Raw genomic sequence first — 23,994 nt, forward strand, 5'->3', positions numbered from 1 at the left:
GGGAGAAGCATCACATGAAGAAACTAGCTACGTCTTCCACAGTACTCGACAAATCACTGAGCTATATCAATTATGCGATTCTTATATTGCTATGCTTAAGCATTCTGCTGCCAATCTTAAACGTACTGGCTTTAGCTTTTAATGAAGGGACGGATGCTGCTAAGGGCGGTATTTATTTTTGGCCGAGGGAATTTACGTTTGGAAACTTCGCAGAAGTGTTTAAAGAATCCAACATCATAAATGGTTTTATTATTTCAATGTTTCGTACTGTAGTAGGGACGATTTTGAGTGTATTGCTGACAGCGATGGCTGCGTATGCTTTGAAGAACCGTTCAATGCCCGGTCATAAGCAGATTACCTTTATTATTTTCTTCACCATGCTGTTTAGCGGCGGTATGATTCCTTACTACATTGTGCTCAAAAGCCTGTCTTTAACAAACAGCATTTGGGTATATGTGCTTCCAGCCTTGTACAGTGTGTGGAACATGATGATTATGCGGTCCTTCTTCGAACAAATACCAGATGGCCTAGAGGAAGCCGCAAGGATAGATGGCTGCGGGGACTTTGCGATTTTCATGCGTATCGTGGTGCCGGTAAGCAAGCCTGTGTTTGCAGCAATTGCTCTCTTCAATGCAGTAGGCCATTGGAATGACTGGTTTACTGGTGCATTTTACGTAAGAGATTCGTCCTTAAAGCCTTTGTCTACTGTTTTGCAGGAAATGCTGACGAAGCAAAAGGCGCTAGCAGATACGCTGACAAATGTAACAAATGCTATTCAATTAGATATGGCACAAAAAATAACTGTAACAGGAACATCTTTGAAAATGGCGACGATTATTATCGTCATCACACCTATTTTAATTGTGTACCCTTTGCTGCAAAAATATTTTGCTCAGGGCGTTATGATTGGTTCTATTAAGGAGTAACAAGCTAAGCATACTTGATACAACACAGCACCAGAGAGATAGAAGGAGAGAAACATGATGAAGCTTGTTAGTCCTTGTCAACAAAGCGCAGTGCCGTTATTCATAGAGCAGGGGGCTGGTGACCGTGAAGTCTAAGCGTTCATCAGCATTAAATACTCCGAGCTTGTTTTCGCTAACCTGGCCGATTTCTATTGAACTATTGTTTGGCATGCTGTTAGGGGCAGTGGATACAATGATGTTAAGCAGCTATTCGGATGAAGCGGTAGCTGCGGTTGGACTAGCTAATCAAGTGCTTACTGTAGCGGGAATGCTATTTGGATTTATTACAATTGGTACTGCAGTGGTGTTAAATCAATGGCTTGGCGCAGGGCAGCTTGGAGGAGTGGAGCGGATTAGTTCGGTATCCTTGACGCTGAACCTGATGCTAGGTCTTGTTATTAGTTCGGCTTTGTTCTTTTTTCCTGAGACGTTTATTCAACTATTTCATTTGTCGAGTGAGGTTACTAAACTTGCAGAGACCTACTTGTCTATAGTAGGCGGCTCTATGTTTATGATTGCATTAACAATGACATTAGGGACTATGCTGCGATGCCGGGGTATTGTGAAGGAAATGATGCTGCTGTCTCTGGTAATCAATGTAATTAATATTATAGGCAATTATATAGTATTAATGAAGCCGTTTGGACTGCCAGTGTTTGGTGTAGAAGGGGTTGCGCTTGTAACTTGGGTATGCAGAATTATATCATTGCTTGTTTTTCTAGTACTTTGCTATCGCAGGCTTGAGCATCCTTTACGTTTGATAAATCCTAGGCGAATCCAAGGAGGAGACCTGCGCTTATTATTTAAGCTTGGTTTGCCTTCTGCAGGAGAGCCGGTTTCTTATAATTTGTCGCAAAGCATCATTACTTATTTTATTACGATGCTAGGAGCGGCTGCGCTTACAACGAAAATCTATACTCAAAATATGACCGGTTTTATATTTATTATTTCGATGGCAGTAGGTTCAGGAACACAAATTATTGTAGGGCATTTGATTGGAGCCGATCAAAAGGAGGATGCATATCGGTCAGGAGTGTACAGCTTAAAAGTCGGGCTTTTGCTTACAGGAGGCGTAAGCGTCCTATTATACTTCATCTCTGAGCCGCTATTGCATCTATTCACCTCAGATGCAGATATTATCCGACTTGGCACCCAGCTTTTCCTGCTATCCATATTGCTTGAGCCTGCAAGGGCATGCAATATGGTGCTTATTAGCTCGCTTAATGCAGCAGGAGATGTGCGCTTTCCTGTTATAATTGGAATTGTATCCATGTGGGGAATTAGTGTTCCATTAGCTTATGTTATGGGAATTACATTAAATATGGGCTTAGCAGGAATATGGCTTGCCTTTGCAATTGACGAATGGGCAAGAGCAGGTTTAATGTTCTATAGATGGAAAAGAAGGGGATGGAAGAAGTTGGATCTTGTTGCGTCAAGTGGCATGTCCACGTAGAGGATAGCTGGCGGCTTGTTAAAAAGGAGGCATATATCTTGAATAATGAATTGAAATTTCGCCCGGACGGGACCTTTAAAATTGTACAGCTGACGGATTTGCATATTGGAGATGAACACGCTAAGGAGCGGGTGGATGATGATAGAACGGTACAGCTTATTGAACAAATTTTGACCGCGGAACAGCCAGATCTTATCGTGCTGACAGGCGATCTGAACTGGAGCCATGATATAACGGACCCGCTGATTTCGTGCCGTAAGGCGCTTGAGCCGGTTGTCCGTTCGGGAATCCCTTGGGCTGGCGTATTCGGCAATCATGATGCTGAAGCAGGTGTAACTAGAGAGGAACTCCTGGCTGTCCAGCAAGAATATGCCGGTTGCTTGACGGTGGCTGGACCTGCCGGGATCCATGGAGTGGGCAATTATACGCTGCCTGTGAAGCATTCAGAAGGAGGCGGCGACAGTTTGATGCTGTACTTTTTTGACTCTGGCTCGTATGCGCCTGAGTCAATTGGCGGATACGAATGGATTCATCATGATCAGATTCGTTGGTATATGGAGAAATCCGGTCAATATACCGAGCTTAATGGAGCTCCCCTGCCTGCACTTGCATTTTTTCATATTCCGTTACCTGAGTACGAATTCGCATGGACCGGAGAGCAGGTTACCGGAGTAAAGGGAGAAGACGTTGAATGTCCGAGAATCAATAGTGGATTGTTCAGTGCGATGATTGAGATGAGGGATGTGATGGGAACCTTTGTTGGCCATGATCATGACAATGATTACTGTGGCACTTATCATGGAATTCGCATGTGCTTTGGCCGGTCGACCGGTTACAACGCCTATGGCAATCTCAAAAGAGGGGCGAGAGTCATTAGCCTTCAAGAAAGCAAGCGTTCATTTGACACCTGGATCAGACAAGACGATGGGGAGATCATACGATGAATGTTGAGTTAGGATCAAACACTGCATCACGGACAATCATCATTCCAGTATTCGAGGACCGGTTAGATGCGCTTCCAGAAGTTTTAAGAGGCTTTCGGGCATTAAAGCAGGTGCCCAGTATTGGAGCAAGGCATGCTGTGAATTGGTTTTACGGCCGAAATGATGAACATGATTTCCTGCTCGTTGGACTCGGTAAGACGGATGGATTCAATGGAGCAATAATTCGCGAGGCCGCAGGAAATGCGGGCCGTGCAGTATGGCAGGAGCGCCGTCAGTCCGCAGTAGTTTCTTTCGAGGCGCTTATTACAGGAGATCTAGCCAAGCAGCTTGACACGGATATCATTTCCGGATGGGTTGAAGGATGGAAGCTCGGCACCTATTCCTTCACGAAATATAAGTCCAAGCCTGCCGAGCAGATGGCGACGCACTTATATGTGGATGTTCAAGAGACAGAGGATAACTTGCGCGCAATTCAACTTGGAGAAATACGCGCCGAGAGTGTCATCTGGGCACGAGAGCTGACCAACGAGCCGCCAAACGGGCTCCGCCCCGGGATGTTGGCGGAGAGGGTCGCGGAGCGATTTGCTGAAACACAAGTTCAAATCAAGCTCTACGAAGGGGACGAGCAGCAATTCGCAGGTCTGGCAGCAGTTGGCCGAGGCAGCAAGCATTCACCTGTATTCATTGAACTTCGGTACTGTACGGACGCTTCACTTCCGCTTACTGCGTTGATCGGCAAAGGTGTTACGTTTGATACAGGCGGTATTAACCTGAAACAGGATTATGACTTTAGTGAAATGCGGATGGACATGGCGGGTGCTGCAGCTGTGCTTGGAGCGCTGGACATTATCGTTAACAGCGGTACTTTAGCGAACGTAGCGGTATTGATTCCTGCAGCCGAGAATTGTCCGTTTGATGACGCACTATTGCCGGGAGAGACGATTCGCTATGCGAACGGACTTACCGTTCAAGTTAGCAATACGGATGCAGAGGGCCGGCTTATTCTTGCGGATGCTCTGATTCATGCGCACACGATCGGTGCAAGTGAAGCGATTGATCTGGCGACATTAACGTACTCTGTCGTTCATGCGTTCGGCTCCAAATTCGCAGCTGCTTTTGGAGATGATGCAATGACCGATTCGCTTAAGGCATTCGGGGCTCCATTCGGTGAGAAGCTATGGCAGTTGCCTCTAGAACTCGAGTATGAATCCTATCTGGACAGTGATTACGCCGACATTAGCAACATAAGCCGTGTACCTGAAGCCAGAGTCATTATTCCTGCCCTGTTCTTGCATAAATTCGTGGATGCTTCGCTCAAATGGGTGCATATCGATATGAATGGTGTTAAGGCAGCTTCTTCAGCGAAGGGAGAGTATGCTGTCGGGGCGACTGGGTTCGGAACTCGGATGCTGGCAGCTTATTTGATGGATCGCGCAGCTTTGAGGACGGAGGATACAAACAAGTGAAGGTAGATTTTCATTTCCATCTTGAAGAAGGACCTTATTCTTTCAAATGGCTGCAAAGAACAGCAAGCTCAATTGCAAATGTCACTGGCTGTGAAGAACGGAAGCATTCATTGTCCTGGGTGACCACACAGGTTGAACGGCTGCAGAAGAGACTAACTGAAGGCTGCTTCTCCGAGCAATGGATCGAAACTTATATGACTGCGGGACTACAACGGGGAATCGAGAGATTTGGCATTGTCGATCATCTCTATCGATTCGATGAGTTTCAGACTTATTATGAACGGTATATGACACTCGATAATAGTGAACTGGGCCGCCTGCAACGTTATTGGCTGGAACAAGTGCGGATTGGCTCCATTGAAGATTATTTGTCGGCAGTACGCAGAACGCAGAAGAAGGGCTACCCGATCTCGCTGGGAGTGGAGGCGGACTTTTTTCCGGGCGGAGAAGCTGAGCTCAAGGTGCTGCTTGATCAATATGAACTGGATTATGTGATAGGCAGTGTACATTTTATTGACGGCTGGGGATTTGACAACCCCGAGCTGCAGCACTTGTTCGGGCAAAAGAATTTACTTGAACTGTATGCTTACGGCTTCGAGCATGTGAAGCAGGCAGCACGCTCCGGTCTCTTCGATATTATTGCCCATCTGGATAATTTGAAAGTATTCAATTATAGACCGGATGAGGTGAATATGCTTGAACTGTACGATGATGTGGCCAAGACGCTTAAGGAGTCAGATATCGCTTCCGAGATTAATACCGGATTGGCATACCGTTATCCTGTAAAGGAGATGTGCCCGAGTCCTGCTTTCTTGAATAAACTCTACGAGCATGGCGTTCCTATCACATTTGGTTCCGATTCTCATTTTCCTGACGATATTGGGATGATGCTGGAGGAAGCAGCACAACTGGCTCGTGACACTGGCTATAAGGAAATTGTCTATTTCGAGAACCGCAATAGAATCTATACTGACTTTTAATAGGATATTGTTATTCAAAAAAAAGGATGGGGAAGCGCCTTGACGCTTCTTCATCCTTTTTTTATTCATTTAAGAACGATTGTTCAAATTTAATCTTGACCGATCGTTCTTAAAGTGTTACATTTGTTCTCGAAAGATCTTGACCGATCGTTCTTTATTCTAGGTTTATGTGAAAGGAGGAGTATGAATGGTCAGAACAAAGGAATTTGATCGTGATACAGTTTTGCATAAAGGCATGCTGTTATTTTGGGAACAAGGGTATGAGAAAACTTCCATGAAAGAATTAGTATCACACATGGGGATTCATAAAGGGAGCTTGTATGATACTTTTAGCGATAAAAATTCGTTGTATATCGAAGCATTAAAAAGATATAGTGAAACGCTTGAGCAATCGTATAAAGTCCGTCTAGCTGGCCTTTCTGGGAGAGAAGCAATTCAAATGCTGTTTGAAAGGGCAATTCATCCAGGGGAAGAGTCTCCTGTGGGATGTTTTATTGTGAATACTGCGGTTGAATTGGGCACTCATGATTCAGAGGCAAGGGATTGTGTTCTTCAGTTCTGGGACTTTACGGAACAATTAATACATGACCTTATTATCGAAGGCCAACTTTCAGGGGAACTTTCCAAGACGCTAAACGCGGAACAGCTTGCTCAATATTTTAACAATGCACTGATCGGACTTCGCGTTATGGTTAAAACGATTACAGACAGGGAAAAATTAAGCCAAATTATAGAAATGAATATGTCTTTATTAAAATGATTTTTTTAATTTATAACTGGAAGGGACTGCATACCTATGACGAAGATATACAAGCCAATAACAACAGGGCTGCTTTTAGTTGACCCTTATAATGATTTCTTAGCACCGGAAGGCAAAAGCTTCTTGCGTGCTAAAGAAGTAGCAGATTCCGTAAATTTGCTGGAGCATTTGAAAGAGATCGTTAATGCTGTTCGGCAAGCTGGCATTCAAGTCTTTTTTGTTCCTCACCATCGCTCTGAACCTGACGATTTTCAAAATTGGCTGCACCCGACTCCGTATCAGCTTCTTACGAAACAAAGACAAGTATTTGCTAAAGGTTCATGGGGCGGAGAATTTCATCCTGATTTTCAACCACAAAAAAATGATGTGATTATTAAGGAGCATTGGGGAAGCAGCGGCTTCGCAAACACGGACTTGGATCATCAGCTTAAAATGCACGGTGTACAAAAGATTATTGTAATTGGCATGTTAGCCAATACATGCATTGAAGCGACAGCACGCTTCGGCATGGAACTTGGTTATCATGTCACCCTTGTTAAAGATGCAACAGCTGCTTTCAGTAAAGAGGCAATGCATGCAGCGCATGAAATTAATGGTCCTACATTTGCACATGCTATTTTAACAACAGAAGAACTTCTTGCGTCCCTATAAACAATTAAAGGAGAGATGTATCATGAGAACCGTCCAGCTAAAAAACACCAATATCCCTTCTATTGCTCTTGGTACTTGGTCTTGGGGAACCGGGGCTAACGGAGGAGACGCGGTTTTTGGAAATGCTTTGATGTCCGAGGATTTAAAGCCTATATTCGATGCGGCAATGGACGCCGGATTGAATCTTTGGGATACAGCTGCAGTTTATGGCATGGGTGCTTCGGAAGCCATTCTCGCAACGTTTATTCAAGGAAGAGACGACGTCCTGATCTCAACGAAGTTCACGCCTCGTATTGAGCAGTCAGACCATGCTCTTGAAGAAAGCATCGGTGAAAGTTTGCAGCGGCTTGGTACGGAACATGCAGATATTTATTGGATCCACAATCCGAAAGATGTCCAACGCTGGACTAGACAACTGGTTCCGTTAATGAAAAGCGGAAAAATAAAGCATGCAGGCGTGTCCAACCATAATTTGGACGAAATTAAGCTCGCTGCGGATATATTGGCTCAAGAGGGGCTTCAACTGTCAGCGGTTCAAAACCATTACAGCCTGCTTTATCGTGCCTCAGAAGAAGCTGGAATAATCGAGTATTGCAATGCTAATGACTTGATTTTTTTCTCTTATATGGTATTGGAGCAAGGTGCATTAACTGGTAAATACAATGCTCAGAATCTTTTTAAAGAGGGAACTCGGAGAGGAGACGCCTTTCATAAAGAGGTATTCGTCAAAATTGAAGATTTGTTGGAGCTGTTGAGAGAAATTGGCAGCCGGCATCAAGTTAATCCTGCTGAAATCGCCATTGCTTGGGCAATCGCCAAGGGAACAGTACCAATTATAGGCGTGACGAAACTATCGCATGTCGCTAGTGCCGTTTCTGCCATTGACGTAAGGCTAACAAATAATGAAATTGAAGAATTGGAACGGGCAGCGAAGTCAACAAATGTAGAAATTCGAGGGTCATGGGAAAACAACATGATTTAAACTCGGCGCATGAAATCATAGATAGGACGGTATCAACATGAATGACAAAATTGTAATGCCGGTATGGACCTTCGGACTGTTCATCGTGATTATGAACACGACGATGTTTAATGTTTCGATCCCGAGCATTATTGGGGATATTGGCGTATCAGCGTCCCTTGGTTCATGGATTATTTCAAGTTATTCGATTGGTTATGCCTTATCAACGATGATATACAGCAGGCTTTCTGACGTACTGCCGATTCGAAGACTGTTGGCAATTGGGCTGGTAATACTGGGTCTCGCATCTGTGTTCGGCATTTTTGCTTCTAATTTTGAAGCGCTGTTGTTTGCTCGAATTGCACAATCTGCCGGCGCAGGTGTGACAGCAGGACTAGGCCTTGTTATAGCGAGCCGATATATTCCTTATGAAAGACGAGGCCGAGCGATCGCGATGATTTCGGCGGGATCTGCGATGGCATTCGGTCTAGGGCCGATTGTCGGAGGGCTAATTACTGAATACATCGGCTGGGAGGGGTTGTTTGGCGTTACGAGCCTTGTGCTTCTGCTGCTCCCCGTGTTACTGCGGCTGCTTCCTAAGGAACAGCCAAAGCCATTCCGGTTTGATTTGCTTGGCGCTGTCCTGACCGTTGTCAATGCGGTGGCTATTCTGACTGCCGTCACACAGCGATCATTCTTCTGGCTGGCAATCGGTATCATATCGATCGTCGCTCATATCTGGCATCTCAAGCGAAAGAATGAGTCTTTTATTAACCCGAAACTTTTCGCAGAGCCGAAGTATCGAAAACTGCTTTTTATCGGCTTCAGTATCCTGGTGCTGAATCTCGGAAATTTGTTTATCATGCCTCTGGTATTGGCTAATTTATTCACGGATTCACCGCTGATGATCGGCCTTACAATTGCGCCTGGCGCTGTCCTATCTGCCTTTCTAACACGTTATGTCGGGCGCTGGATTGATCGCTATGGTAATATGCGTGTCCTCATGATCGGACAGGTTACTTTAGCATTGGTGTTGCTTGTTTTTTGGGCGATTATCGGCATATCGCCAGCGGTAGTCTTGGTTGGATACTTATTTTTCTCGCCTGCGGCTTCAGCATCGTTAGCATCATTAAATAATGAAACTACCCGTATTTTGCCATCCAGCTTGATTGGTTCCGGCATGGGATTCATGCAGCTCATTCAGTTTTTCGGCGGTTCGTTTTCTGTAGCGGTTTGTGGCATACTACTGGATATTCAAAAGAAACATTCACTAGTTCATGCCTATGAGTTTGTGTATGCCGCTTTAATAGCAGTTAGTATCTGTTCGTTACTCATGCTAACTTGGTATGTACGATCGAATCAACGAGTTGCGTCCTTACCTAATAATGGGGCAAGTCGTACCTAAACAAAATAGAAATGGAGAAGTGAGTATGAACACGTTCAATCAATTTACAGTCAATCGCAAAACACCAGCTTATTGGCAAATTACTTTTCATAATCCGCCTATAAATCTTCTGGATCCTGATACGATATTTGAATTGTTAACACTTATGGATCAAATTGAGGCAGACCCTGATTTGAAAGTTGTTGTTTTCGATAGTGCCGATCCTGAATATTTCATTGCGCACTATGATATGGCGAGAGCTGGTGAAAAACAACAAACACCTAAAGAAACGGAGCTTCCGGCGTGGATTGATTTCGCTACACGATTATACAGAACTTCAGTTGTTACCATTGCTGAAATTCGAGGACGAGCAAGGGGAATCGGCAGTGAATTTGCCTTAGCATGCGATATGCGGTTTGCAAGTAAAGAGAAGGCGGTTTTTGGCCAGCCAGAGGTTGGAGTCGGTGTCGTACCAGGAGGAGGCGGCAACGAGGCTCTAGCTCGTTTGGTGGGACGCGCCCGGGCACTTGAAATCGTTCTAGGCGCAGATGATTTCGATGCTGAAACAGCAGAACGTTACGGCTGGATTAACAGAGCTATTCCTGATGCAGAATTAAATGGTTATGTGGAGAACTTGGCTTCCAGAATAGCTTCATTTGATAAAAAGGCGCTCAATGATGCGAAGGAACTTCTTAATCGGATCGGAGTTCCCGCTGCTGCGGAAATACTGGAATCTCGAACAGCCTTTATTACGGGGGCAATGTCAGCAACTGCTCAAAGAAAAGTATCGACTGCTTTTGCACGCGGTCTTGGCAAACCAGGTGATTTCGAACTTCACTTTGGTCAACACGTTGGAAATTTAGAATAATCAGTTGCAAGATCAACATCAAAGTATCTCGAAAAGTCTTTCGCTGTCTTTTTTATTCATTGCCTTAGAGCGTTGAATAAATTAAAGGAGTAACCTCATAATAACGAAGAACCTAAATTTTAGAAGGAGGTTTTTCGAATGTCTGAGATACGCGGAGACCTTACACTCACTCAATCAGTCTGCAGCTATGTTATCGATGTTCCCGTTGAGAAAGTCGACATTGGAAAATGGATATTTTCGCTTTCTGACGCTGAATATCAGCGATGCTGTCCTCCAGACCATATTGCGGTAGGCACTACCACAACCGAAGACGGTCGTCCAATGTCTATTAATGTAGAGACAATCGGTACGAGTCTTGCGGTACAGCACTATGTCGGAGAGGTCGTAGATAAAGATTTTTGCCGAATGGTTTCTACGTCCGATATCTTCCTTACAAACGGAAGAACACAAATGCAAGTAGTATGGGAGCTTAGCGTTAAGTCAGTCAACGATAATCAGACAGAATTTACGAATTCGGTCCAATCGCATCCTACCGACGATTTTTTGGAAATCATCGCGAATCAGGGACTAACGTTTGAACAAGTCGCGAAGGACAGACAAAAAGTTGTAGAGGATCACAACGAACGGGAAACACCGCTTTTTGCGGAGAGCATTGCACGTGCTGCGGGATTATGAAAGGGATTTATAATTAGTAAGTGGATAGATACCTTGTCAATAAGCAGCCCTGATATTGATGTGGATGAAGGTTCATATACCTGCAAAGGCACCCGGAGGGGTGCCTTTTTCTTATGCTCTAAAGATAAATTTTTCGTAGACAAATTTACGCTCCGGTTTGATATTCCGCATAAAGTATAGTCAAATGACGAATCCTATACCGAAATTTACTTTCAATAGGAAAGTGAGGAATATTGCCACATGACAAAAACCTATGATAAAGGAATTACGGGCTTATTATTGGTTGACCCCTATAATGATTTCTTATCTACGGAAGGTAAAGCTTACCCCCGTCATAAGGAAATATCAGAATCCGTAAATCTGCTCGAACATTTGAAAGAAATCGTCGATAGGGTTCGAAAAGCCGGAATCCGTGTTTTTTATGTTCCCCATCATCGGTCAGAACCAGATGATTTCAATACTTGGTTGTATCCGAATCCCAATCAGATCAGAGCTCAACAATCACAAATATTTGCCAAAGGTAGTTGGGGAGGGGAATTTCATCCCGATTTTCAACCTCAGAAGGGCGACGTGATTATCAAAGAGCATTGGGCCAGCAGCGGATTTGCGAACACGGACTTGGATCATCAGCTGAAAATGCATGGCTTACAAAAGATTATTGTTATCGGTTTGTTAGCTAACACCTGCATCGAAGCGACCGCACGCTTTGGCTCGGAGCTTGGCTACCATGTTACTCTCGTTAAAGATGCTACTGCAGCTTATAGCCAAGAGGCAATGCACTCGGCACATGAAGTTAATGGGCCTACGTTTGCTCACGCAATTGTAACAACGGAAGAACTTCTTTCTCAGCTGTAAACGATTCGGCGAAGTACCATAGAGGAGGCTTACTTATGTCCAAAATTCGCGAAGATCTAACCCTCGCAAAATCGAGCTTCAGCCACATTATCGACGTTCCAGTGGAAAAGGTCGATATCGGAAAATGGTTGTTCTCGTTATCCGAAGCTGAATATCAGCGTTGCTGCCCTCCGGATCACATTGCGGTAGGAACAACGACGACTGAAGACGGACGTCCAATGTCGATCAACGTGGAGAAAATCGGCACCAGTCTCTCCATTCAGCATTATGTCGGAGAGGTCGTCGAAAAACATAAATGCCGGATGGTCTCCACGACAGATGTCTTTATTTCGAATGAGCAGCGAACCCAAATGCAAGTAATTTGGGAGCTCAGCGTAAAATCCATCAACGCCGGTCAATCCGAATTTACGAATTTCGTGGAGACTCATCCGTCGGAACACTTATTGAGTATTTTTGAAAGTCAGGGACTAACGTTTGAGCAGGCTTCCGCATCTCGTCAAAAGATATCGGAGGATCACAACAGACGAGAGGCGCCACTTTTCGCAGATAGCATCGCACGCGCTGCACGCGGGGAAATGCATTAGTTATTAACAAATGACCGACACAAAACAGGAGGGAGAAGCATATTCATGCTTTTCTCTCATGTTTTGCTCTAGCTAACCGAGGGATTACTACGAGAGAGCTAAAATAGTTCACGTTTATGGCCGAATTTTCAATCATAATATAACGTTGTCGAATAGTTTTTTCTCCATATGGAATAATAACTTCATTAAACTTTAATCTAATGGAGTTGTCCTGATGAGAAGATTTAGAAGTGGTAATTTCAATAAATACGAGAGAAACATTAAATTGAAAAGTAATAAACTGGAGGAAGACCATAAGAAAGAGTTTACTTCAGATATTGAACAAAACGAAAAGATTTTAAAAGAAATGTTTCAGGATTGTTCTGATTTGGAATATCGGCATATCGAGGTTAATCATCATATTAAATGGCTAATTGTATACATAGATAATCTCATTGATGAGAAAATGCTTGATGAGTATGTTATTAAACCAATGATAGCAAATGCAACTAGAGCTAAAACAGAAGGAGACCTTAAAGACGAGTTGATCTTCTCTGGTCCTACAAACATTTCAAAAAATGTATCAGATATCGTTCGTAATCTATTAGAGGGTTATGCGGCCATCCTAATAGCAGGCAGCAGTGAGATCATGACGGTTTCGATTTCTGGTTCAGCCAAGAGAAGCCTAAATGAACCTTCATCTGAGCCGGTAGTACGCGGCCCGAGGGAAGGTTTTATTGAAAGTCTTTCAACAAATATAAGTCTGATACGTGGCAGGCTCAAAACTCCAAAATTGAAGGTAGCGTATATTACATTAGGCGAGCTGTCTCAAACGCGTATAGCCATTTCATATCTAAAGGGGATTGCGAACGATTCATTAGTTGACGAAGTGCGGGCAAGATTAGAGACGATTAAATTAGATGGTGTACTCGACTCAGGGTATATCGAAGAATTTATTGAGGATCAACCTTTTTCACCATTTCCTCAAGTACACAGTACAGAACGCCCAGACGTAGCAGTTGCTGAATTGCTTGAAGGAAAAGTAGCCATTCTAGTAGATACTACCCCATTTGTACTCATTGCTCCGATGACGTTTTGGGCAGGACTTCAAGCGAGTGAGGATTATTATATTCGTTGGCCTGTAGCTACATTTATTCGATGGATTCGATTCCTTTTTATAAACTTTGCAATATATGCCCCTCCGTTATATGTAGCGATTACAACCTTTCATCAGGAGATGATACCTACTGATCTTGTACTAAGTATTGCGGCCTCAAGAGAAGCTGTGCCGTTTCCTGCCATGATTGAGGCTTTACTTATTGAAATCATATTTGAAGCATTACGGGAAGCTGGTATTCGTCTGCCTAAACAGATGGGACAAGCGATAAGTATTGTTGGAGGATTGGTAATTGGTCAGGCTGCTGTCCAAGCAGGTTTAATATCTGCTCCGGTAGTCATTATCGTGTCAATAACTGGAATATCCATGTTTACAATTCCTCGGTACAGTTTTTCAAATGGGATCCGATTACTTCGTTTTCCAATGTTATTCTTAGCAGGTACTATGGGACTCTATGGCATTGTTTTAGGGTTTCTGGGCATCATGCTGCATGTCACCTCTCTCCGGTCATTCGGCACTCTTTACTTTTCTCCTATTGCTCCGTTAAAGTTTAGCGAATTGAAAAATGTTTTAATAAGGCTGCCGATATGGATGAAATTTCGGCATTCCAACAATCCCAATTCACGAGAAGATCGTCTTGGAGATTTGAGTGGAGGCTCATAAAAAGCTGGAGGGAGAATAGATGAGAACATTTAAATGTATGATATTTCTCATGCTCATCATTCTTTGCGGATGTTGGGATCGTACGGAAATTAATGATCTTGCATTTGTTACAGCTACTGCCATGGATCTATCGGACGATGGTAACATACTGTGTTCTCTTCAAGTCGCCATACCTTCATCTACAGAGGGGGGAAATCGGGGTGGAGTAAAAGACAATCAATTTTTCATCATTTCTGCAGAAGGAAAAGACGGGAATGAGATTCACCGGAAACTTCAGAAGAAGAGCTCACGTATATTATTCTTCTCACATCGAAGCGTTATTTTCATCAGTGAACATTTAGCCAGGCATGGAATTGATGATGTGTTAGATATTTTCACTCATGATCCTAAGTATCGGTTAAAGACCTATATCATGATTGTGAAAGGAGGAGAAGGACGGGACATTTTGAAAATGAAGTATCCTTTCAAGCAAGTATCAATCGAAGCGGTGAAAGAAATGGAGATCTCAGGACAAGATTTAGCCGTAACATTACGCGATTTTTATATGACGTATGCAAGTGAAGGCGTTCACCCTGTTATAGGGGCAATCGAGCCAGATATGTACTCTAAAGATACCGATAAGGAAATTTACAATTTTGCGGGTGCCGGTGTATTTAAAGATTTCAAACTGCTTGGTTTGTTGAATGAAAAAGAAACATTGGGGCTGTTGTGGGTGACGAACCAGCTGAAGGCAGGTCGAATTACGGCAAAATTACCCCATGGAGGCGAAGTGGGTTTGGTTCTAAACCATGCTGACCGCAAAATCATAACGAAGAATTCAAATGATTTTGTCCACTTTAAGATTCTACTCGAAGGTCAGGGAAGTTTGGCCGAGAATACTTCCAGTTTAGATATTAACGAACCAGGAAATTTGAATGTCATAAAAAGCGCATTAGAAAGTGCTGCTAAGAAACAAGTGCAAGATTTTCTCATTAAAATTCAAAAAAAGTATCAAGTAGATAGTGTAGGTTTTGGCCAAGAACTATATAAAAATAATCCGAAAAAGTGGGCCGTCTTGAAAAATCAATGGGATTCGCGATTTCCAGAGGCCGATATATCAGTTGAAGTGAATCTGACGATCAAAGGTGCTGGAATGATTCATTCTTCATTTGATATGAAGAACAAGGAGATGAGAAGATGATCCTGCAAATCGTAACTTTTGTTGTCGTGATGTTGAGCCTGACTATTTATTATTTGCGACATATAAAACAGCCTAAAGCGGCTATTTTATATAACAGCTTGATGGGGGTATGTATAATAGTCGGCATTTTAACCATTGCCAAAGTACATATACCAAGCACAACCATTATAGCGAGAACCTTATTTGAACCTCTCGGAAAAATCATTTTACAACAATAAAACTAAAGTACTGACTTCTTCCAAAGTTTTTTTATAGAATCAATCATTAGAAGGATAAGAGGTAGAGCTAATTGTGTAAATAAAGCGTGGCTGGGATAGGTATATCTAAGATAATGATTTAAATCGGTAGAATAATTTACAAAAACTGAAATCGATCCTAATACGGACAAAATCGTTATAGGGATTACAAGGTCCTTATAGCCTTTAATGTTACAAAGCTGACCGATACTTAGACAGATAACAAAGAAGGTAAGGGATATTTTTATAAAACTGCCCATAACCCATATAGCTACCGCTAAGGCTTCCATGCGCTCAAAGCTTCCTTGAATTCCTATGTACTGTATGACGCTCAATAAGGGAAACGTCAGTTTTTCCGTTAAAGGCCCAAATATCATGATCATAGGTATCATAATAATGGCTAGAAGTCCAGAGATCGTAAATAAACCGAAAAAGGAAGCCTTTAATGCTTTTTTCGGTTTATTTAAATAAGGAAGAAGCCATCCTAAAATAAAAAATTGACTTAAATAAGCAGCTGGAAAAATTGATCCCTGGAGGACCGGGAACAAACCGTTACTCAACACAGGACGGAGCCGCTCTGGGTCATATTCTGCAAGCATGAGCATCAGGAGCGGAATCAATAAAACAAACATAACTAAGGCAAGGTACTCGTTGCATCTTGCAATAGATTCAATCCCCATATAAACAGCTATGCCGCATAAGAGTGCTAATGATAGACTGAGAACGATGGGTGGGCTCCTATGGAGCAGAACGGTATTTACAAACTGTATATGCTGATTAATAATGATGAAATTAAAATTAATCCAGTAGTATAGAATATACAGCCCCATCAATTTACTTAGCCATTTGCCTATGATTTGTGAGCTGTACTGAATAATGGTTTGACCCGGGTAGCGTTTAGATAATAGGATCATTACCCAGATGTTTATTGACCCGATCAGGATAGAAGGGAAAATCGTCATCCATGCGTCTTGTTTAGAAATTTCGACGGTTACATTCGGTATGATCAGAATGACTGTTGGAGCTATAAAGGAAAAAAGCAATAAACTAAGTTGAGTTGGCGATATTTTTTCAGCGGGTGTCATTAACTTTCTCCTTCCTTTTGTCTTCATCTCTACAGATCTATATCAATTATTGCCTTTATTAATAGCTCGTAAACAAACTAAAAGGACATTCAAGCTGCGTAACAGCATCTTGAATGTCCCTTGTCCATTTTTTAAATTCCATTATTCTTTAAAAACTTTAGCATCAACTCGCCAATTTCAAGCGCATGTGTTTCTAATGCAAAGTGCCCTGTATCTAATAAATGGATCTCAGCTTCAGGCAGATCTTTTCTGAAAGCTTTGGCACCTGCCGGAATAAATGACACATCATTCTCCCCCCATACTGCCAATAAGGGAGGCTGATATTGCTGGAGATAGTTTTGAAATTGTGAGTACAATCTTACATTGGTTTGATAGTCGAAAATTAAGTCTAATTGTTTTTCATCATTTCCCGAACGAGACATGTAAGCAATATCAAGATTATAACCATCTGGAGAAACGCTATTTTCTTTTGTCCCCTGAACATACTGATTTCTGATTGTGTCAGGTGAGAATGCTGTCCGATAACTTTCTCTTTTTTCTAAAGTAGGATTAGACCAATATTCTTCTCGTGCTGCCCATTTTTCACCAAGTCCTTCACGATATATGTTTCCGTTTTGGCTTATGATTGCTGCTACACAATCTGGACGTTGCATGGCTATACGAAAGCCGATAGGAGCTCCATAATCAAAAACATATAACGCGTACTTAGTCAGTTGTAGTTTATCGATAAACGACATCATAATTTTAGTAATTTGATCAAAAGTATACTCAAACTCTTTCCTGTCAGGTGATGAAGAGTTCCCGAATCCAGGATAATCAGGAGCGATTAGATAATAATCTTTTTCTAAAACGGGTATAAGATCCCTAAACATATGGCCAGCAGACGGAAAGCCATGGAATAAAAGAATAACTGGTTTTTCTGGGTTGCCAGCTTTACGATAAAATACTTCTAATCCTTCGATCTCTAATGAATGATAAGTTGTCATATCTTTGCCTCCTACATATTTACCTTGATTATTCCCTGATGTCCAACATATATTCATTATTCTTTTACGGACCTTAGCGATCATTGCTAAGATGATACACCGATATTACAATCATGTAAAATACAGAAATGAGATACTAAGTATCAATATTTCATATACCTAAAATGATGGACTATTCATGTCTTTTTGATTATTATTAGCCTTACTCGAACCGCTCCACACAAGGTTGACAGGGTATCTATTAAAAGGTAGAATGCGAGCATGAACAAAAATACCGAAGAAGTTATTCTAGATACCGCGCAGTCGATTGTACAAGAATTTGGGTTCAATGGTTTCAGTTATGCTCACATCGCTAAAAAAGTAGGAATACGTACCTCAAGTATTCATTACTATTTCCCGAATAAGGAGGATCTCGGAGAAGCACTGATTGAGAGGTATTACAACAATTTTCTGGCTTCAATTGCTCAAATTGATGCCGAAATAAATGACAATATAGAAAAATTACAAAAATTCATCCAACTTTATAGTGGTCCAGTTAAGGAATATTGTACTTGTATGGGTGTTATGCTTGCTACTGACCTAGCCTCGTTATCGGGTCAAACACTAGATGGAATTGCAAAGTTGTTTACAAGCAATTTGGATTGGTTGAGACGAGTATTGGATGAGGGACGGAGTGAAGGTCAATTAAACTTTACGGGTTCTTCAGAGACAGTTGCCCATCAATTTCTTGCGTCACTTCAAGGGGCACAGCTATTAGCAAGAAGTTTCCGGGATCAAAATCGATTCAATCTAATTGCGGAAGGACTTATAGCCGCTTTGATTTAACTAAAAAAGGCAGATTTTCTTTCCATTCATTTGTACATGTTAACTTTAGTTAATTGAAGATGAATGGCTTGAATTCAATCTATGAATTAGTAGATAGAATCAAGTGAGGTAGCCGAAGGAGGATGTAGCGATTATTTGAATTTTATCTATGAATTAGTAGATAGATGAGATGGTTGAAAGGAGGTGACGGCGCAAGGTACTGTACGGACTTTTGTTTTATTAAGTTGCATGAATATAATCTATGAATTAATAGATAGATGAATAAAGGGACAGATTAAGGAGGTGACGACGAGAGATGCTGTACGAATTGCGAATTTATCATATTAATTCTGGTAAGATGCAGGCTATTCAAGACAGATTCAAAAATCATGTTATTCAGTTATTTGGGAACCATAACATGAACATAACGCATTTTTGGGAAGAATCTGATGGTGATCGCCTACTTTATATTGTTGAGCATGAAAATATGGAGCAGCGTAATGTTAATTACGATAGTTTTCGTAATGATCCTGCTTGGATTGAAGTTAGAAAAATTTCTGAAATTAATGGAGCATTAATTCATAAGCAAGAAAGCATTTTCATGAAAGATGTATCATTTTTTGAGAATAAAAAGTCTCACTGAAGAATGGTAATAAAAAAATATGAAATGGAGTCGATAACAATGAAAACTTTGGTAATTGTCGCTCATCCCAACCTTGATGCATCCAACTGGAATAAATCATGGGTGAAAGAACTGCAAAAAAATGATGATATTACGGTTCATGAGTTATACAAAACGTATCCTGATGAAAACATTAATGTGGCTAAGGAGCAACAATTGATTGAAGCACATGACCGGATAATTTTCCAATTTCCTCTGTACTGGTACAGCACACCGCCATTGTTGAAAAAATGGTTTGACTCAGTACTGTTATATGGCTGGGCATATGGTCCGGAAGGCACTAAAACAGCGGGGAAAGAAATCGGTGTGGCTACTTCAACCTATGGTACTGCTGCATCTTATCAAGCTACCGGTTCTAACCGCTTTACTTTACAAGAAATTTTGCGGCCGATCGAAGCGCTGGCTGAGTTTATTAGTGCCTCGTATCTCCCTCATTTTTCACTCAACGACACTTCCGATGTTACGGAAGAACGGTTGGTAAAAAGCAGTCTGGATTACATCCAGCACATTAAAACGGTAAAACCCGTAGTGGTTAAATAATGAAAACTTTAATCATAGATGTTTTTATGGATACAATTTGCCCGTGGTGTCGTATGGGAACAGCTAGTCTGCGAACCGCTTTGGAACAATTGCCTGAAGGAACAGAGGTAACCATTCGTTGGCATGCTTTTCAGCTTAACCCTGATATCCGTCCTGAAGGAGAAGATTATCGGGAAGTTATGATCGGTCGTTTAGGCGGTACTGCGCAGTTCGAAGCAAGAATGAGGCAGTATAACCAATATGGAGCTCATTTCGGTCTTGCATTTAATATGGATATTGTGAAATTTACACCCAATACTACACTGTCTCATCAATTAATTGCTATTGCTCCAGAGGAGCTGCAAGAGCAACTGATTGATAAAATGTATACGGCATATTTTGAAAAAGGCATTAATATCGGTGATGTCAATGAACTAGCGGAGATAGGACAAGCTGCCGGACTGGTCGATGATGCATCTGAGCTAAAAATTCGCCTTTTGAACGGCGAGGGTCTTGAAAAAGTTGAGTCAGGGCAAAGCGACGCTCAAAAGCTAGGGGTTAGAGGGGTTCCTTACTTTGTCGTTAATAACGAGATTAGACTTTCAGGCTTAAAATCTCCCGATGAATTTATACAAGTATTTGAAAATATTTGACCTTTCAATAACGGATCTGAAATTATCGGATATTAATAAAATTTGGAGCGATGGATTATGAGTTTGTTCAAAAAACTATTTAATAAGGAGACATCACAAATGTCGAAAAAAGTGAATTTAGCGGTTATCTACTATAGTTCTAATGGTACAAACTTTCAGTTGGCTCAATGGGCTGCGGAAGGCGGTCGTAAAGCAGGGGCAGATGTAAAAATTTTGAAAGTAGCAGAAACTGCACCACAATCCGTAATTGATGGAAGCCCTTCTTGGAAATCACATCTTGAAGAGACGAAGAATATTCCAACTGTGTCTTTAGCAGACTTGGAATGGGCAGATGCGATCATCTTTAGCATGCCTACTCGATTTGGTAATCTTCCGGCTCAAATGAAGCAATTCCTTGATACAACAGGCGGCCTTTGGGCTCAAGGTAAAACGGTGAATAAAGTTGTGAGTGCAATGACTTCCGCTCAAAACGCCAATGCCGGACAAGAACAAACAATCCTCCAGTTGTACACTTCGATGTATCACTGGGGTGCGATTGTTGCAGCTCCAGGATTTACGGATCCATCCGTGTTCGTGGCTGGCGGTAATCCTTATGGTACTAGTGTAACCGTGGATCAGAACGGGGCAATGAAGGAAGATGTTCGTGCTGCAGCGGAGCATCAAGCAAAACGTACTGTAACGATTGCAGGATGGGTTATAAATGGTTTAGGGCAATAATAAAAGAAGTAACAACAACATTAAAGGAGTATGAACAAAATGACGATTCAGGGAAAAGTGTTTGTAATATCTGGTGGAAGCAGCGGACTTGGAAAGGCTATGGCAATTGAGATGGTGAAGCAAGGTGCTAATGTGGTTATTAATGGACGGCGAGAACAAGCACTGGCTGAGGCTGCAAAAGAAATTGATCCTACAGGAAAGCAAGTCCGTTTCGTTGCCGGCAACATTGCTGAACCTAAAGTTGCACAGCAAGTAATCGATGAAAGTTTGATCCATTTTGGACGTATCGACACTCTGGTGAATAATGCTGGTATTTTCTTGTCCAAGCCGTTTACAGAGTACACGGAAGAAGAATTTGAAACTTATTTATCCACTAATGTGATTGGATTCTTCCATATTACGCAACGAGCGGTAACACAAATGTTGAAGCAAGGAACGGGACACATTGTTACAATAACGACGAGTCTGGTAGATCAGCCTTCTTCTGCAGTTCCTTCGGTACTGGCTTCACTAACCAAGGGTGGGTTGAAATCGGCGACGAAATCGCTGGCTATAGAATATGCTTCTCGAGGCATTCGAGCTAATGCAGTTTCGCCTGGAGTTATAAAAACACCAATGCACGCCATTGAATCACACGAAGCACTAGCTAAGCTGCACCCAATGGGCCGTATGGGTGAGGCACATGAAGTGGTAGATGCCGTTTTATTTTTGGAATCGGCTGAATTTATAACAGGTGAGACCATTTATGTTGATGGCGGGCAAAATGCCGGCAAATAAATAATATTGTAAGCTGAGAGGAAGGTATATCTAATGCCTATTGTTACAATTCAAGTAACCCGTGAGGGAACTACGCCTGATCGTCAATCTGTAACGGCTGAAGAAAAAGCGGAGCTTATTAAAGGGGTTAGTGAACTTCTGCTTAACGTATTGAATAAACCATTAGAATCTACTTTTGTCGTTATCGAAGAAGTTGATACAGATAATTGGGGCTGGGGCGGATTGCCTGCGTTAGAATATCGTCGACAACTGGCCAATAAGAAGAAAGAACAATAGTCAAAGTCCTTGTCGGTTTCAAACTATCGTGATTGATTTAAAGTATAAAGAACGTTCGTTCAATAAAAATATTTGAACGGACGTTCTTACTGACTATATATGTGCAATTTTTTTCCGCATAGGAAATAAGAATTTACCTGAAAATAAATTGTAAGTTCCATATCGTAAAGGAGAGCAGCGAAGATGGATAAAATTGAAAAGAAATTGTACACAGCTACCGTAACAGTAGAAGGCGGAAGGGCAGGAAGAGCGGTATCCAGTGATGGTTTTCTAGATTTGAAATTAATAGTTCCTCAGGAATTAGGAGGTCCCGGAGGGGATGGAACTAATCCGGAACAGCTTTTTGCCGCCGGATTTGCTGCATGCTTTGAAGGTGCGCTGGGCGTTGTATTAAGAAAAAAGAAAATTAAATCGGAAGGTACAAAAATAACGTCACTTGTTACGATTGGCAAGGATGTGAACGACGGCTTTGTTTTGTCAGTAACTATGGACATCACAATTAAGGGTGTAGAGACGGAGGTAGCGAAGCAACTCGTCGAAGAAGCTCACGATGTTTGCCCTTATTCTCGTGCAACCCGCGGAAATATCGAATTCATCACAAACGTGGTGGTTTAAACCGCGCATAAATCGAACATCTAATAAATTTTGGAAAGCCGGATGATGTAGATTGGAGGACTAGTACAATGAATCTAGATACCGCGCTGTGTCGATTGTTTCATATCCGTTATCCCATCTTTTTGGCAGGGATGGCAGGTGGACCCGGGACGGTTAAATTGGCTGCTGCCGTATCCAATGCAGGGGGGCTTGGGATACTGGGATCCGCTTATATGACGCCCGAAGTGCTTCGCGCTGCAATACGAGAGCTTCGTAAGCTAACGAACGCTCCCTTCGGAGTGAATTTGTTCTCAATTCAAACTGTTGATGACAATTCGAGAACCGAAGAAGTTCAGCGGGAATTAAACGAGATACGAAAGATTTTAGACATTCCACTAGTTCAGGGAGATCAAGTACAGTCGCCTGAGTATTTTGAGCAACAATTCGCAGTTCTGATTGAGGAACAAGTACCGGTGATCAGCACGGCTTTCGGTGTTCTTCCTACACATATGATGAAGCAAGCTAAATCGCATGGCATTCGAATTGTGACAATGGCGACGACAGTGCAGGAAGCACTTTTGGCTGAGCAAGCAGGTAGTGATGCTATCGTGGCTCAAGGAAGTGAAGCAGGAGGGCACCGCGGAACTTTCGATATCTCAAGTCGGCCTATGGGCGCTAATATTGGAACAATGGCACTAGTGCCACAAATGGTAGACCAGGTGGGCATTCCTGTTATTGCGGCCGGAGGGATTATGGACGGACGTGGACTTGTCGCCGCGCTTGCGCTAGGCGCTGAAGGAGTGCAAATGGGCACTCGCTTTTTGACTTCAATCGAATCTGGTGCTCATGAAGCTTATCAGAAAATATTGCTTTCTTCCAATGAGGAGAGCACAACCATTACAAACGCATTTTCTGGTCGCCCGGCAAGAGGAGTAAAGAACGCTTTTATCGAGAATTGGGATAAGAGAGGCATTGAACCACTTAAGTTCCCGACACAGAATACAGCAACAAGGGACATTCGAAATGCGGCGTCGAGACAAAATAATCCCGACTTTATGTCATTATGGGCTGGGCAAGGTTTAAGAATGTTGACAGCGGGTCAAAGCGCAGCAAGTATCGTGGAAGAAACCGTCCGTCAAGCTCAAACGATTCTTCTTAATACCGTTCATTAATTGTTTTC

The 23,994-nt window shown here is 42.3% G+C and carries 27 protein-coding genes; 25 read left to right on the forward strand and 2 right to left on the reverse strand.

Annotated elements, in window-relative coordinates; all coding sequences use genetic code 11:
- Positions 1 to 14 precede the first annotated feature (14 nt).
- The 16 genes from ACFVVF_RS25890 to ACFVVF_RS25965 all read left to right on the forward strand — a co-directional run bounded on the left by ACFVVF_RS25890 (position 15) and on the right by ACFVVF_RS25965 (position 15,703).
- Entirely contained in the window at positions 15 to 926 is a 912-nt protein-coding gene (locus ACFVVF_RS25890) for a carbohydrate ABC transporter permease (RefSeq protein WP_387815654.1), read from the forward strand.
- Between the two features lie 124 nt (positions 927 to 1,050).
- Positions 1,051 to 2,418, forward strand: a complete 1,368-nt coding sequence (locus ACFVVF_RS25895) for an MATE family efflux transporter (RefSeq protein WP_387815656.1) — start codon at positions 1,051 to 1,053, stop codon at positions 2,416 to 2,418.
- A gap of 38 nt (positions 2,419 to 2,456) precedes the next feature.
- Positions 2,457 to 3,362 carry a metallophosphoesterase family protein gene (locus ACFVVF_RS25900; RefSeq protein ID WP_387815658.1) on the forward strand — a complete coding sequence of 302 codons (906 nt, stop codon included), beginning with the start codon at positions 2,457 to 2,459 and terminating at the stop codon, positions 3,360 to 3,362.
- Positions 3,359 to 4,828 (forward strand): leucyl aminopeptidase family protein, encoded by a 1,470-nt coding sequence (locus ACFVVF_RS25905; RefSeq protein WP_387815660.1) that lies wholly within the window; start codon positions 3,359 to 3,361, stop codon positions 4,826 to 4,828. The genes ACFVVF_RS25900 and ACFVVF_RS25905 overlap by 4 nt, the downstream gene beginning before the upstream one ends.
- Positions 4,825 to 5,808: a histidinol phosphate phosphatase domain-containing protein gene (locus ACFVVF_RS25910; protein ID WP_387815662.1), complete on the forward strand. Its 984-nt coding sequence runs from the start codon at positions 4,825 to 4,827 to the stop codon at positions 5,806 to 5,808. The genes ACFVVF_RS25905 and ACFVVF_RS25910 overlap by 4 nt, the downstream gene beginning before the upstream one ends.
- 187 nt (positions 5,809 to 5,995) lie before the next feature.
- Positions 5,996 to 6,568 (forward strand): TetR/AcrR family transcriptional regulator, encoded by a 573-nt coding sequence (locus ACFVVF_RS25915; RefSeq protein ID WP_387815664.1) that lies wholly within the window; start codon positions 5,996 to 5,998, stop codon positions 6,566 to 6,568.
- Between the two features lie 36 nt (positions 6,569 to 6,604).
- Entirely contained in the window at positions 6,605 to 7,219 is a 615-nt protein-coding gene (locus ACFVVF_RS25920) for a cysteine hydrolase family protein (protein ID WP_387815666.1), read from the forward strand.
- A 22-nt stretch (positions 7,220 to 7,241) separates the two neighbouring features.
- Entirely contained in the window at positions 7,242 to 8,201 is a 960-nt protein-coding gene (locus ACFVVF_RS25925; RefSeq protein WP_387815668.1) for an aldo/keto reductase, read from the forward strand.
- Positions 8,202 to 8,238: 37 nt separating this feature from the next.
- Positions 8,239 to 9,585 (forward strand): MFS transporter, encoded by a 1,347-nt coding sequence (locus tag ACFVVF_RS25930; RefSeq protein ID WP_387815670.1) that lies wholly within the window; start codon positions 8,239 to 8,241, stop codon positions 9,583 to 9,585.
- A gap of 25 nt (positions 9,586 to 9,610) precedes the next feature.
- Positions 9,611 to 10,432 (forward strand): enoyl-CoA hydratase/isomerase family protein, encoded by an 822-nt coding sequence (locus ACFVVF_RS25935; protein ID WP_387815672.1) that lies wholly within the window; start codon positions 9,611 to 9,613, stop codon positions 10,430 to 10,432.
- 138 nt (positions 10,433 to 10,570) lie between these two features.
- On the forward strand, positions 10,571 to 11,107 hold the full coding sequence (locus tag ACFVVF_RS25940) for a hypothetical protein (protein WP_387815674.1): 537 nt from the start codon (positions 10,571 to 10,573) through the stop codon (positions 11,105 to 11,107).
- A 240-nt stretch (positions 11,108 to 11,347) separates the two neighbouring features.
- Complete coding sequence (locus ACFVVF_RS25945; RefSeq protein WP_387815676.1) at positions 11,348 to 11,962, forward strand: cysteine hydrolase family protein; 615 nt, start codon at positions 11,348 to 11,350, stop codon at positions 11,960 to 11,962.
- Between the two features lie 35 nt (positions 11,963 to 11,997).
- Positions 11,998 to 12,546 carry a hypothetical protein gene (locus ACFVVF_RS25950; RefSeq protein ID WP_387815678.1) on the forward strand — a complete coding sequence of 183 codons (549 nt, stop codon included), beginning with the start codon at positions 11,998 to 12,000 and terminating at the stop codon, positions 12,544 to 12,546.
- 214 nt (positions 12,547 to 12,760) lie between these two features.
- Complete coding sequence (locus ACFVVF_RS25955; RefSeq protein WP_387815680.1) at positions 12,761 to 14,305, forward strand: spore germination protein; 1,545 nt, start codon at positions 12,761 to 12,763, stop codon at positions 14,303 to 14,305.
- A 19-nt stretch (positions 14,306 to 14,324) separates the two neighbouring features.
- A complete protein-coding gene (locus tag ACFVVF_RS25960) occupies positions 14,325 to 15,485 on the forward strand; it encodes a Ger(x)C family spore germination protein (RefSeq protein ID WP_387815682.1) in 1,161 nt (386 codons plus the stop codon).
- The gene (locus ACFVVF_RS25965; protein WP_387815684.1) at positions 15,482 to 15,703 is read left to right on the forward strand and encodes a hypothetical protein; all 222 of its coding nucleotides are present in this window, start codon (positions 15,482 to 15,484) and stop codon (positions 15,701 to 15,703) included. Before ACFVVF_RS25960 ends, ACFVVF_RS25965 begins: the two co-directional genes overlap by 4 nt.
- A gap of 2 nt (positions 15,704 to 15,705) precedes the next feature.
- Here the strand turns inward: ACFVVF_RS25965 and ACFVVF_RS25970 are convergent, their stop codons facing one another.
- Positions 15,706 to 16,806 (reverse strand): GerAB/ArcD/ProY family transporter, encoded by a 1,101-nt coding sequence (locus ACFVVF_RS25970; RefSeq protein WP_387815686.1) that lies wholly within the window; start codon positions 16,804 to 16,806, stop codon positions 15,706 to 15,708.
- A 131-nt stretch (positions 16,807 to 16,937) separates the two neighbouring features.
- Positions 16,938 to 17,792 (reverse strand): alpha/beta fold hydrolase, encoded by an 855-nt coding sequence (locus ACFVVF_RS25975; protein ID WP_387815688.1) that lies wholly within the window; start codon positions 17,790 to 17,792, stop codon positions 16,938 to 16,940.
- 261 nt (positions 17,793 to 18,053) lie between these two features.
- Here ACFVVF_RS25975 and ACFVVF_RS25980 point away from each other — a divergent pair, with 261 nt between their 5' ends.
- The 9 genes from ACFVVF_RS25980 (at position 18,054) to ACFVVF_RS26020 (ending at position 23,986) form a co-directional block, all read left to right on the forward strand.
- Positions 18,054 to 18,617: a TetR/AcrR family transcriptional regulator gene (locus tag ACFVVF_RS25980; RefSeq protein WP_387815690.1), complete on the forward strand. Its 564-nt coding sequence runs from the start codon at positions 18,054 to 18,056 to the stop codon at positions 18,615 to 18,617.
- A gap of 295 nt (positions 18,618 to 18,912) precedes the next feature.
- Positions 18,913 to 19,239, forward strand: coding sequence for an NIPSNAP family protein (locus ACFVVF_RS25985; protein ID WP_387815692.1), 327 nt, complete (start codon positions 18,913 to 18,915; stop codon positions 19,237 to 19,239).
- Positions 19,240 to 19,278: 39 nt separating this feature from the next.
- Positions 19,279 to 19,818 carry an NAD(P)H-dependent oxidoreductase gene (locus ACFVVF_RS25990; RefSeq protein WP_387815694.1) on the forward strand — a complete coding sequence of 180 codons (540 nt, stop codon included), beginning with the start codon at positions 19,279 to 19,281 and terminating at the stop codon, positions 19,816 to 19,818.
- The gene (locus tag ACFVVF_RS25995; protein WP_387815696.1) at positions 19,818 to 20,450 is read left to right on the forward strand and encodes a DsbA family oxidoreductase; all 633 of its coding nucleotides are present in this window, start codon (positions 19,818 to 19,820) and stop codon (positions 20,448 to 20,450) included. Before ACFVVF_RS25990 ends, ACFVVF_RS25995 begins: the two co-directional genes overlap by 1 nt.
- A 57-nt stretch (positions 20,451 to 20,507) precedes the next feature.
- Positions 20,508 to 21,167: an NAD(P)H:quinone oxidoreductase gene (gene wrbA / locus ACFVVF_RS26000; protein WP_387815698.1), complete on the forward strand. Its 660-nt coding sequence runs from the start codon at positions 20,508 to 20,510 to the stop codon at positions 21,165 to 21,167.
- Between the two features lie 39 nt (positions 21,168 to 21,206).
- On the forward strand, positions 21,207 to 21,944 hold the full coding sequence (locus ACFVVF_RS26005) for an SDR family NAD(P)-dependent oxidoreductase (protein WP_387815700.1): 738 nt from the start codon (positions 21,207 to 21,209) through the stop codon (positions 21,942 to 21,944).
- Between the two features lie 33 nt (positions 21,945 to 21,977).
- The gene (locus ACFVVF_RS26010) at positions 21,978 to 22,220 is read left to right on the forward strand and encodes a tautomerase family protein (RefSeq protein WP_387815702.1); all 243 of its coding nucleotides are present in this window, start codon (positions 21,978 to 21,980) and stop codon (positions 22,218 to 22,220) included.
- A gap of 183 nt (positions 22,221 to 22,403) precedes the next feature.
- The gene (locus ACFVVF_RS26015; protein WP_387815703.1) at positions 22,404 to 22,835 is read left to right on the forward strand and encodes an organic hydroperoxide resistance protein; all 432 of its coding nucleotides are present in this window, start codon (positions 22,404 to 22,406) and stop codon (positions 22,833 to 22,835) included.
- A gap of 23 nt (positions 22,836 to 22,858) precedes the next feature.
- Positions 22,859 to 23,986 carry an NAD(P)H-dependent flavin oxidoreductase gene (locus tag ACFVVF_RS26020; protein WP_387815749.1) on the forward strand — a complete coding sequence of 376 codons (1,128 nt, stop codon included), beginning with the start codon at positions 22,859 to 22,861 and terminating at the stop codon, positions 23,984 to 23,986.
- The last annotated feature ends 8 nt before the right edge of the window (positions 23,987 to 23,994 follow it).

Origin of the sequence: Paenibacillus sp. NPDC058174 (genome assembly GCF_042883865.1) — a bacterium.
Classification (GTDB): domain Bacteria; phylum Bacillota; class Bacilli; order Paenibacillales; family Paenibacillaceae; genus Pristimantibacillus.

What these genes read in the sequence shown, in the direction of transcription:
- ACFVVF_RS25940 (WP_387815674.1), top strand. Translation starts at nt 10,571, where the DNA reads ATGTCTGAGATACGCGGAGACCTTACACTCACTCAATCAGTCTGCAGC.
- ACFVVF_RS25930 (WP_387815670.1), top strand. Translation starts at nt 8,239, where the DNA reads ATGAATGACAAAATTGTAATGCCGGTATGGACCTTCGGACTGTTCATC.
- ACFVVF_RS26015 (WP_387815703.1), top strand. Translation starts at nt 22,404, where the DNA reads ATGGATAAAATTGAAAAGAAATTGTACACAGCTACCGTAACAGTAGAA.
- ACFVVF_RS25920 (WP_387815666.1), top strand. Translation starts at nt 6,605, where the DNA reads ATGACGAAGATATACAAGCCAATAACAACAGGGCTGCTTTTAGTTGAC.
- ACFVVF_RS25990 (WP_387815694.1), top strand. Translation starts at nt 19,279, where the DNA reads ATGAAAACTTTGGTAATTGTCGCTCATCCCAACCTTGATGCATCCAAC.
- ACFVVF_RS25995 (WP_387815696.1), top strand. Translation starts at nt 19,818, where the DNA reads ATGAAAACTTTAATCATAGATGTTTTTATGGATACAATTTGCCCGTGG.
- ACFVVF_RS25965 (WP_387815684.1), top strand. Translation starts at nt 15,482, where the DNA reads ATGATCCTGCAAATCGTAACTTTTGTTGTCGTGATGTTGAGCCTGACT.
- ACFVVF_RS25945 (WP_387815676.1), top strand. Translation starts at nt 11,348, where the DNA reads ATGACAAAAACCTATGATAAAGGAATTACGGGCTTATTATTGGTTGAC.
- ACFVVF_RS25905 (WP_387815660.1), top strand. Translation starts at nt 3,359, where the DNA reads ATGAATGTTGAGTTAGGATCAAACACTGCATCACGGACAATCATCATT.
- ACFVVF_RS25980 (WP_387815690.1), top strand. Translation starts at nt 18,054, where the DNA reads ATGAACAAAAATACCGAAGAAGTTATTCTAGATACCGCGCAGTCGATT.
- ACFVVF_RS25985 (WP_387815692.1), top strand. Translation starts at nt 18,913, where the DNA reads ATGCTGTACGAATTGCGAATTTATCATATTAATTCTGGTAAGATGCAG.
- ACFVVF_RS25935 (WP_387815672.1), top strand. Translation starts at nt 9,611, where the DNA reads ATGAACACGTTCAATCAATTTACAGTCAATCGCAAAACACCAGCTTAT.
- ACFVVF_RS25975 (WP_387815688.1), bottom strand. Translation starts at nt 17,792, where the DNA reads ATGACAACTTATCATTCATTAGAGATCGAAGGATTAGAAGTATTTTAT.
- ACFVVF_RS25890 (WP_387815654.1), top strand. Translation starts at nt 15, where the DNA reads ATGAAGAAACTAGCTACGTCTTCCACAGTACTCGACAAATCACTGAGC.
- ACFVVF_RS25970 (WP_387815686.1), bottom strand. Translation starts at nt 16,806, where the DNA reads ATGACACCCGCTGAAAAAATATCGCCAACTCAACTTAGTTTATTGCTT.
- wrbA (WP_387815698.1), top strand. Translation starts at nt 20,508, where the DNA reads ATGAGTTTGTTCAAAAAACTATTTAATAAGGAGACATCACAAATGTCG.
- ACFVVF_RS25925 (WP_387815668.1), top strand. Translation starts at nt 7,242, where the DNA reads ATGAGAACCGTCCAGCTAAAAAACACCAATATCCCTTCTATTGCTCTT.
- ACFVVF_RS26005 (WP_387815700.1), top strand. Translation starts at nt 21,207, where the DNA reads ATGACGATTCAGGGAAAAGTGTTTGTAATATCTGGTGGAAGCAGCGGA.
- ACFVVF_RS25915 (WP_387815664.1), top strand. Translation starts at nt 5,996, where the DNA reads ATGGTCAGAACAAAGGAATTTGATCGTGATACAGTTTTGCATAAAGGC.
- ACFVVF_RS25955 (WP_387815680.1), top strand. Translation starts at nt 12,761, where the DNA reads ATGAGAAGATTTAGAAGTGGTAATTTCAATAAATACGAGAGAAACATT.
- ACFVVF_RS25960 (WP_387815682.1), top strand. Translation starts at nt 14,325, where the DNA reads ATGAGAACATTTAAATGTATGATATTTCTCATGCTCATCATTCTTTGC.
- ACFVVF_RS25950 (WP_387815678.1), top strand. Translation starts at nt 11,998, where the DNA reads ATGTCCAAAATTCGCGAAGATCTAACCCTCGCAAAATCGAGCTTCAGC.
- ACFVVF_RS26010 (WP_387815702.1), top strand. Translation starts at nt 21,978, where the DNA reads ATGCCTATTGTTACAATTCAAGTAACCCGTGAGGGAACTACGCCTGAT.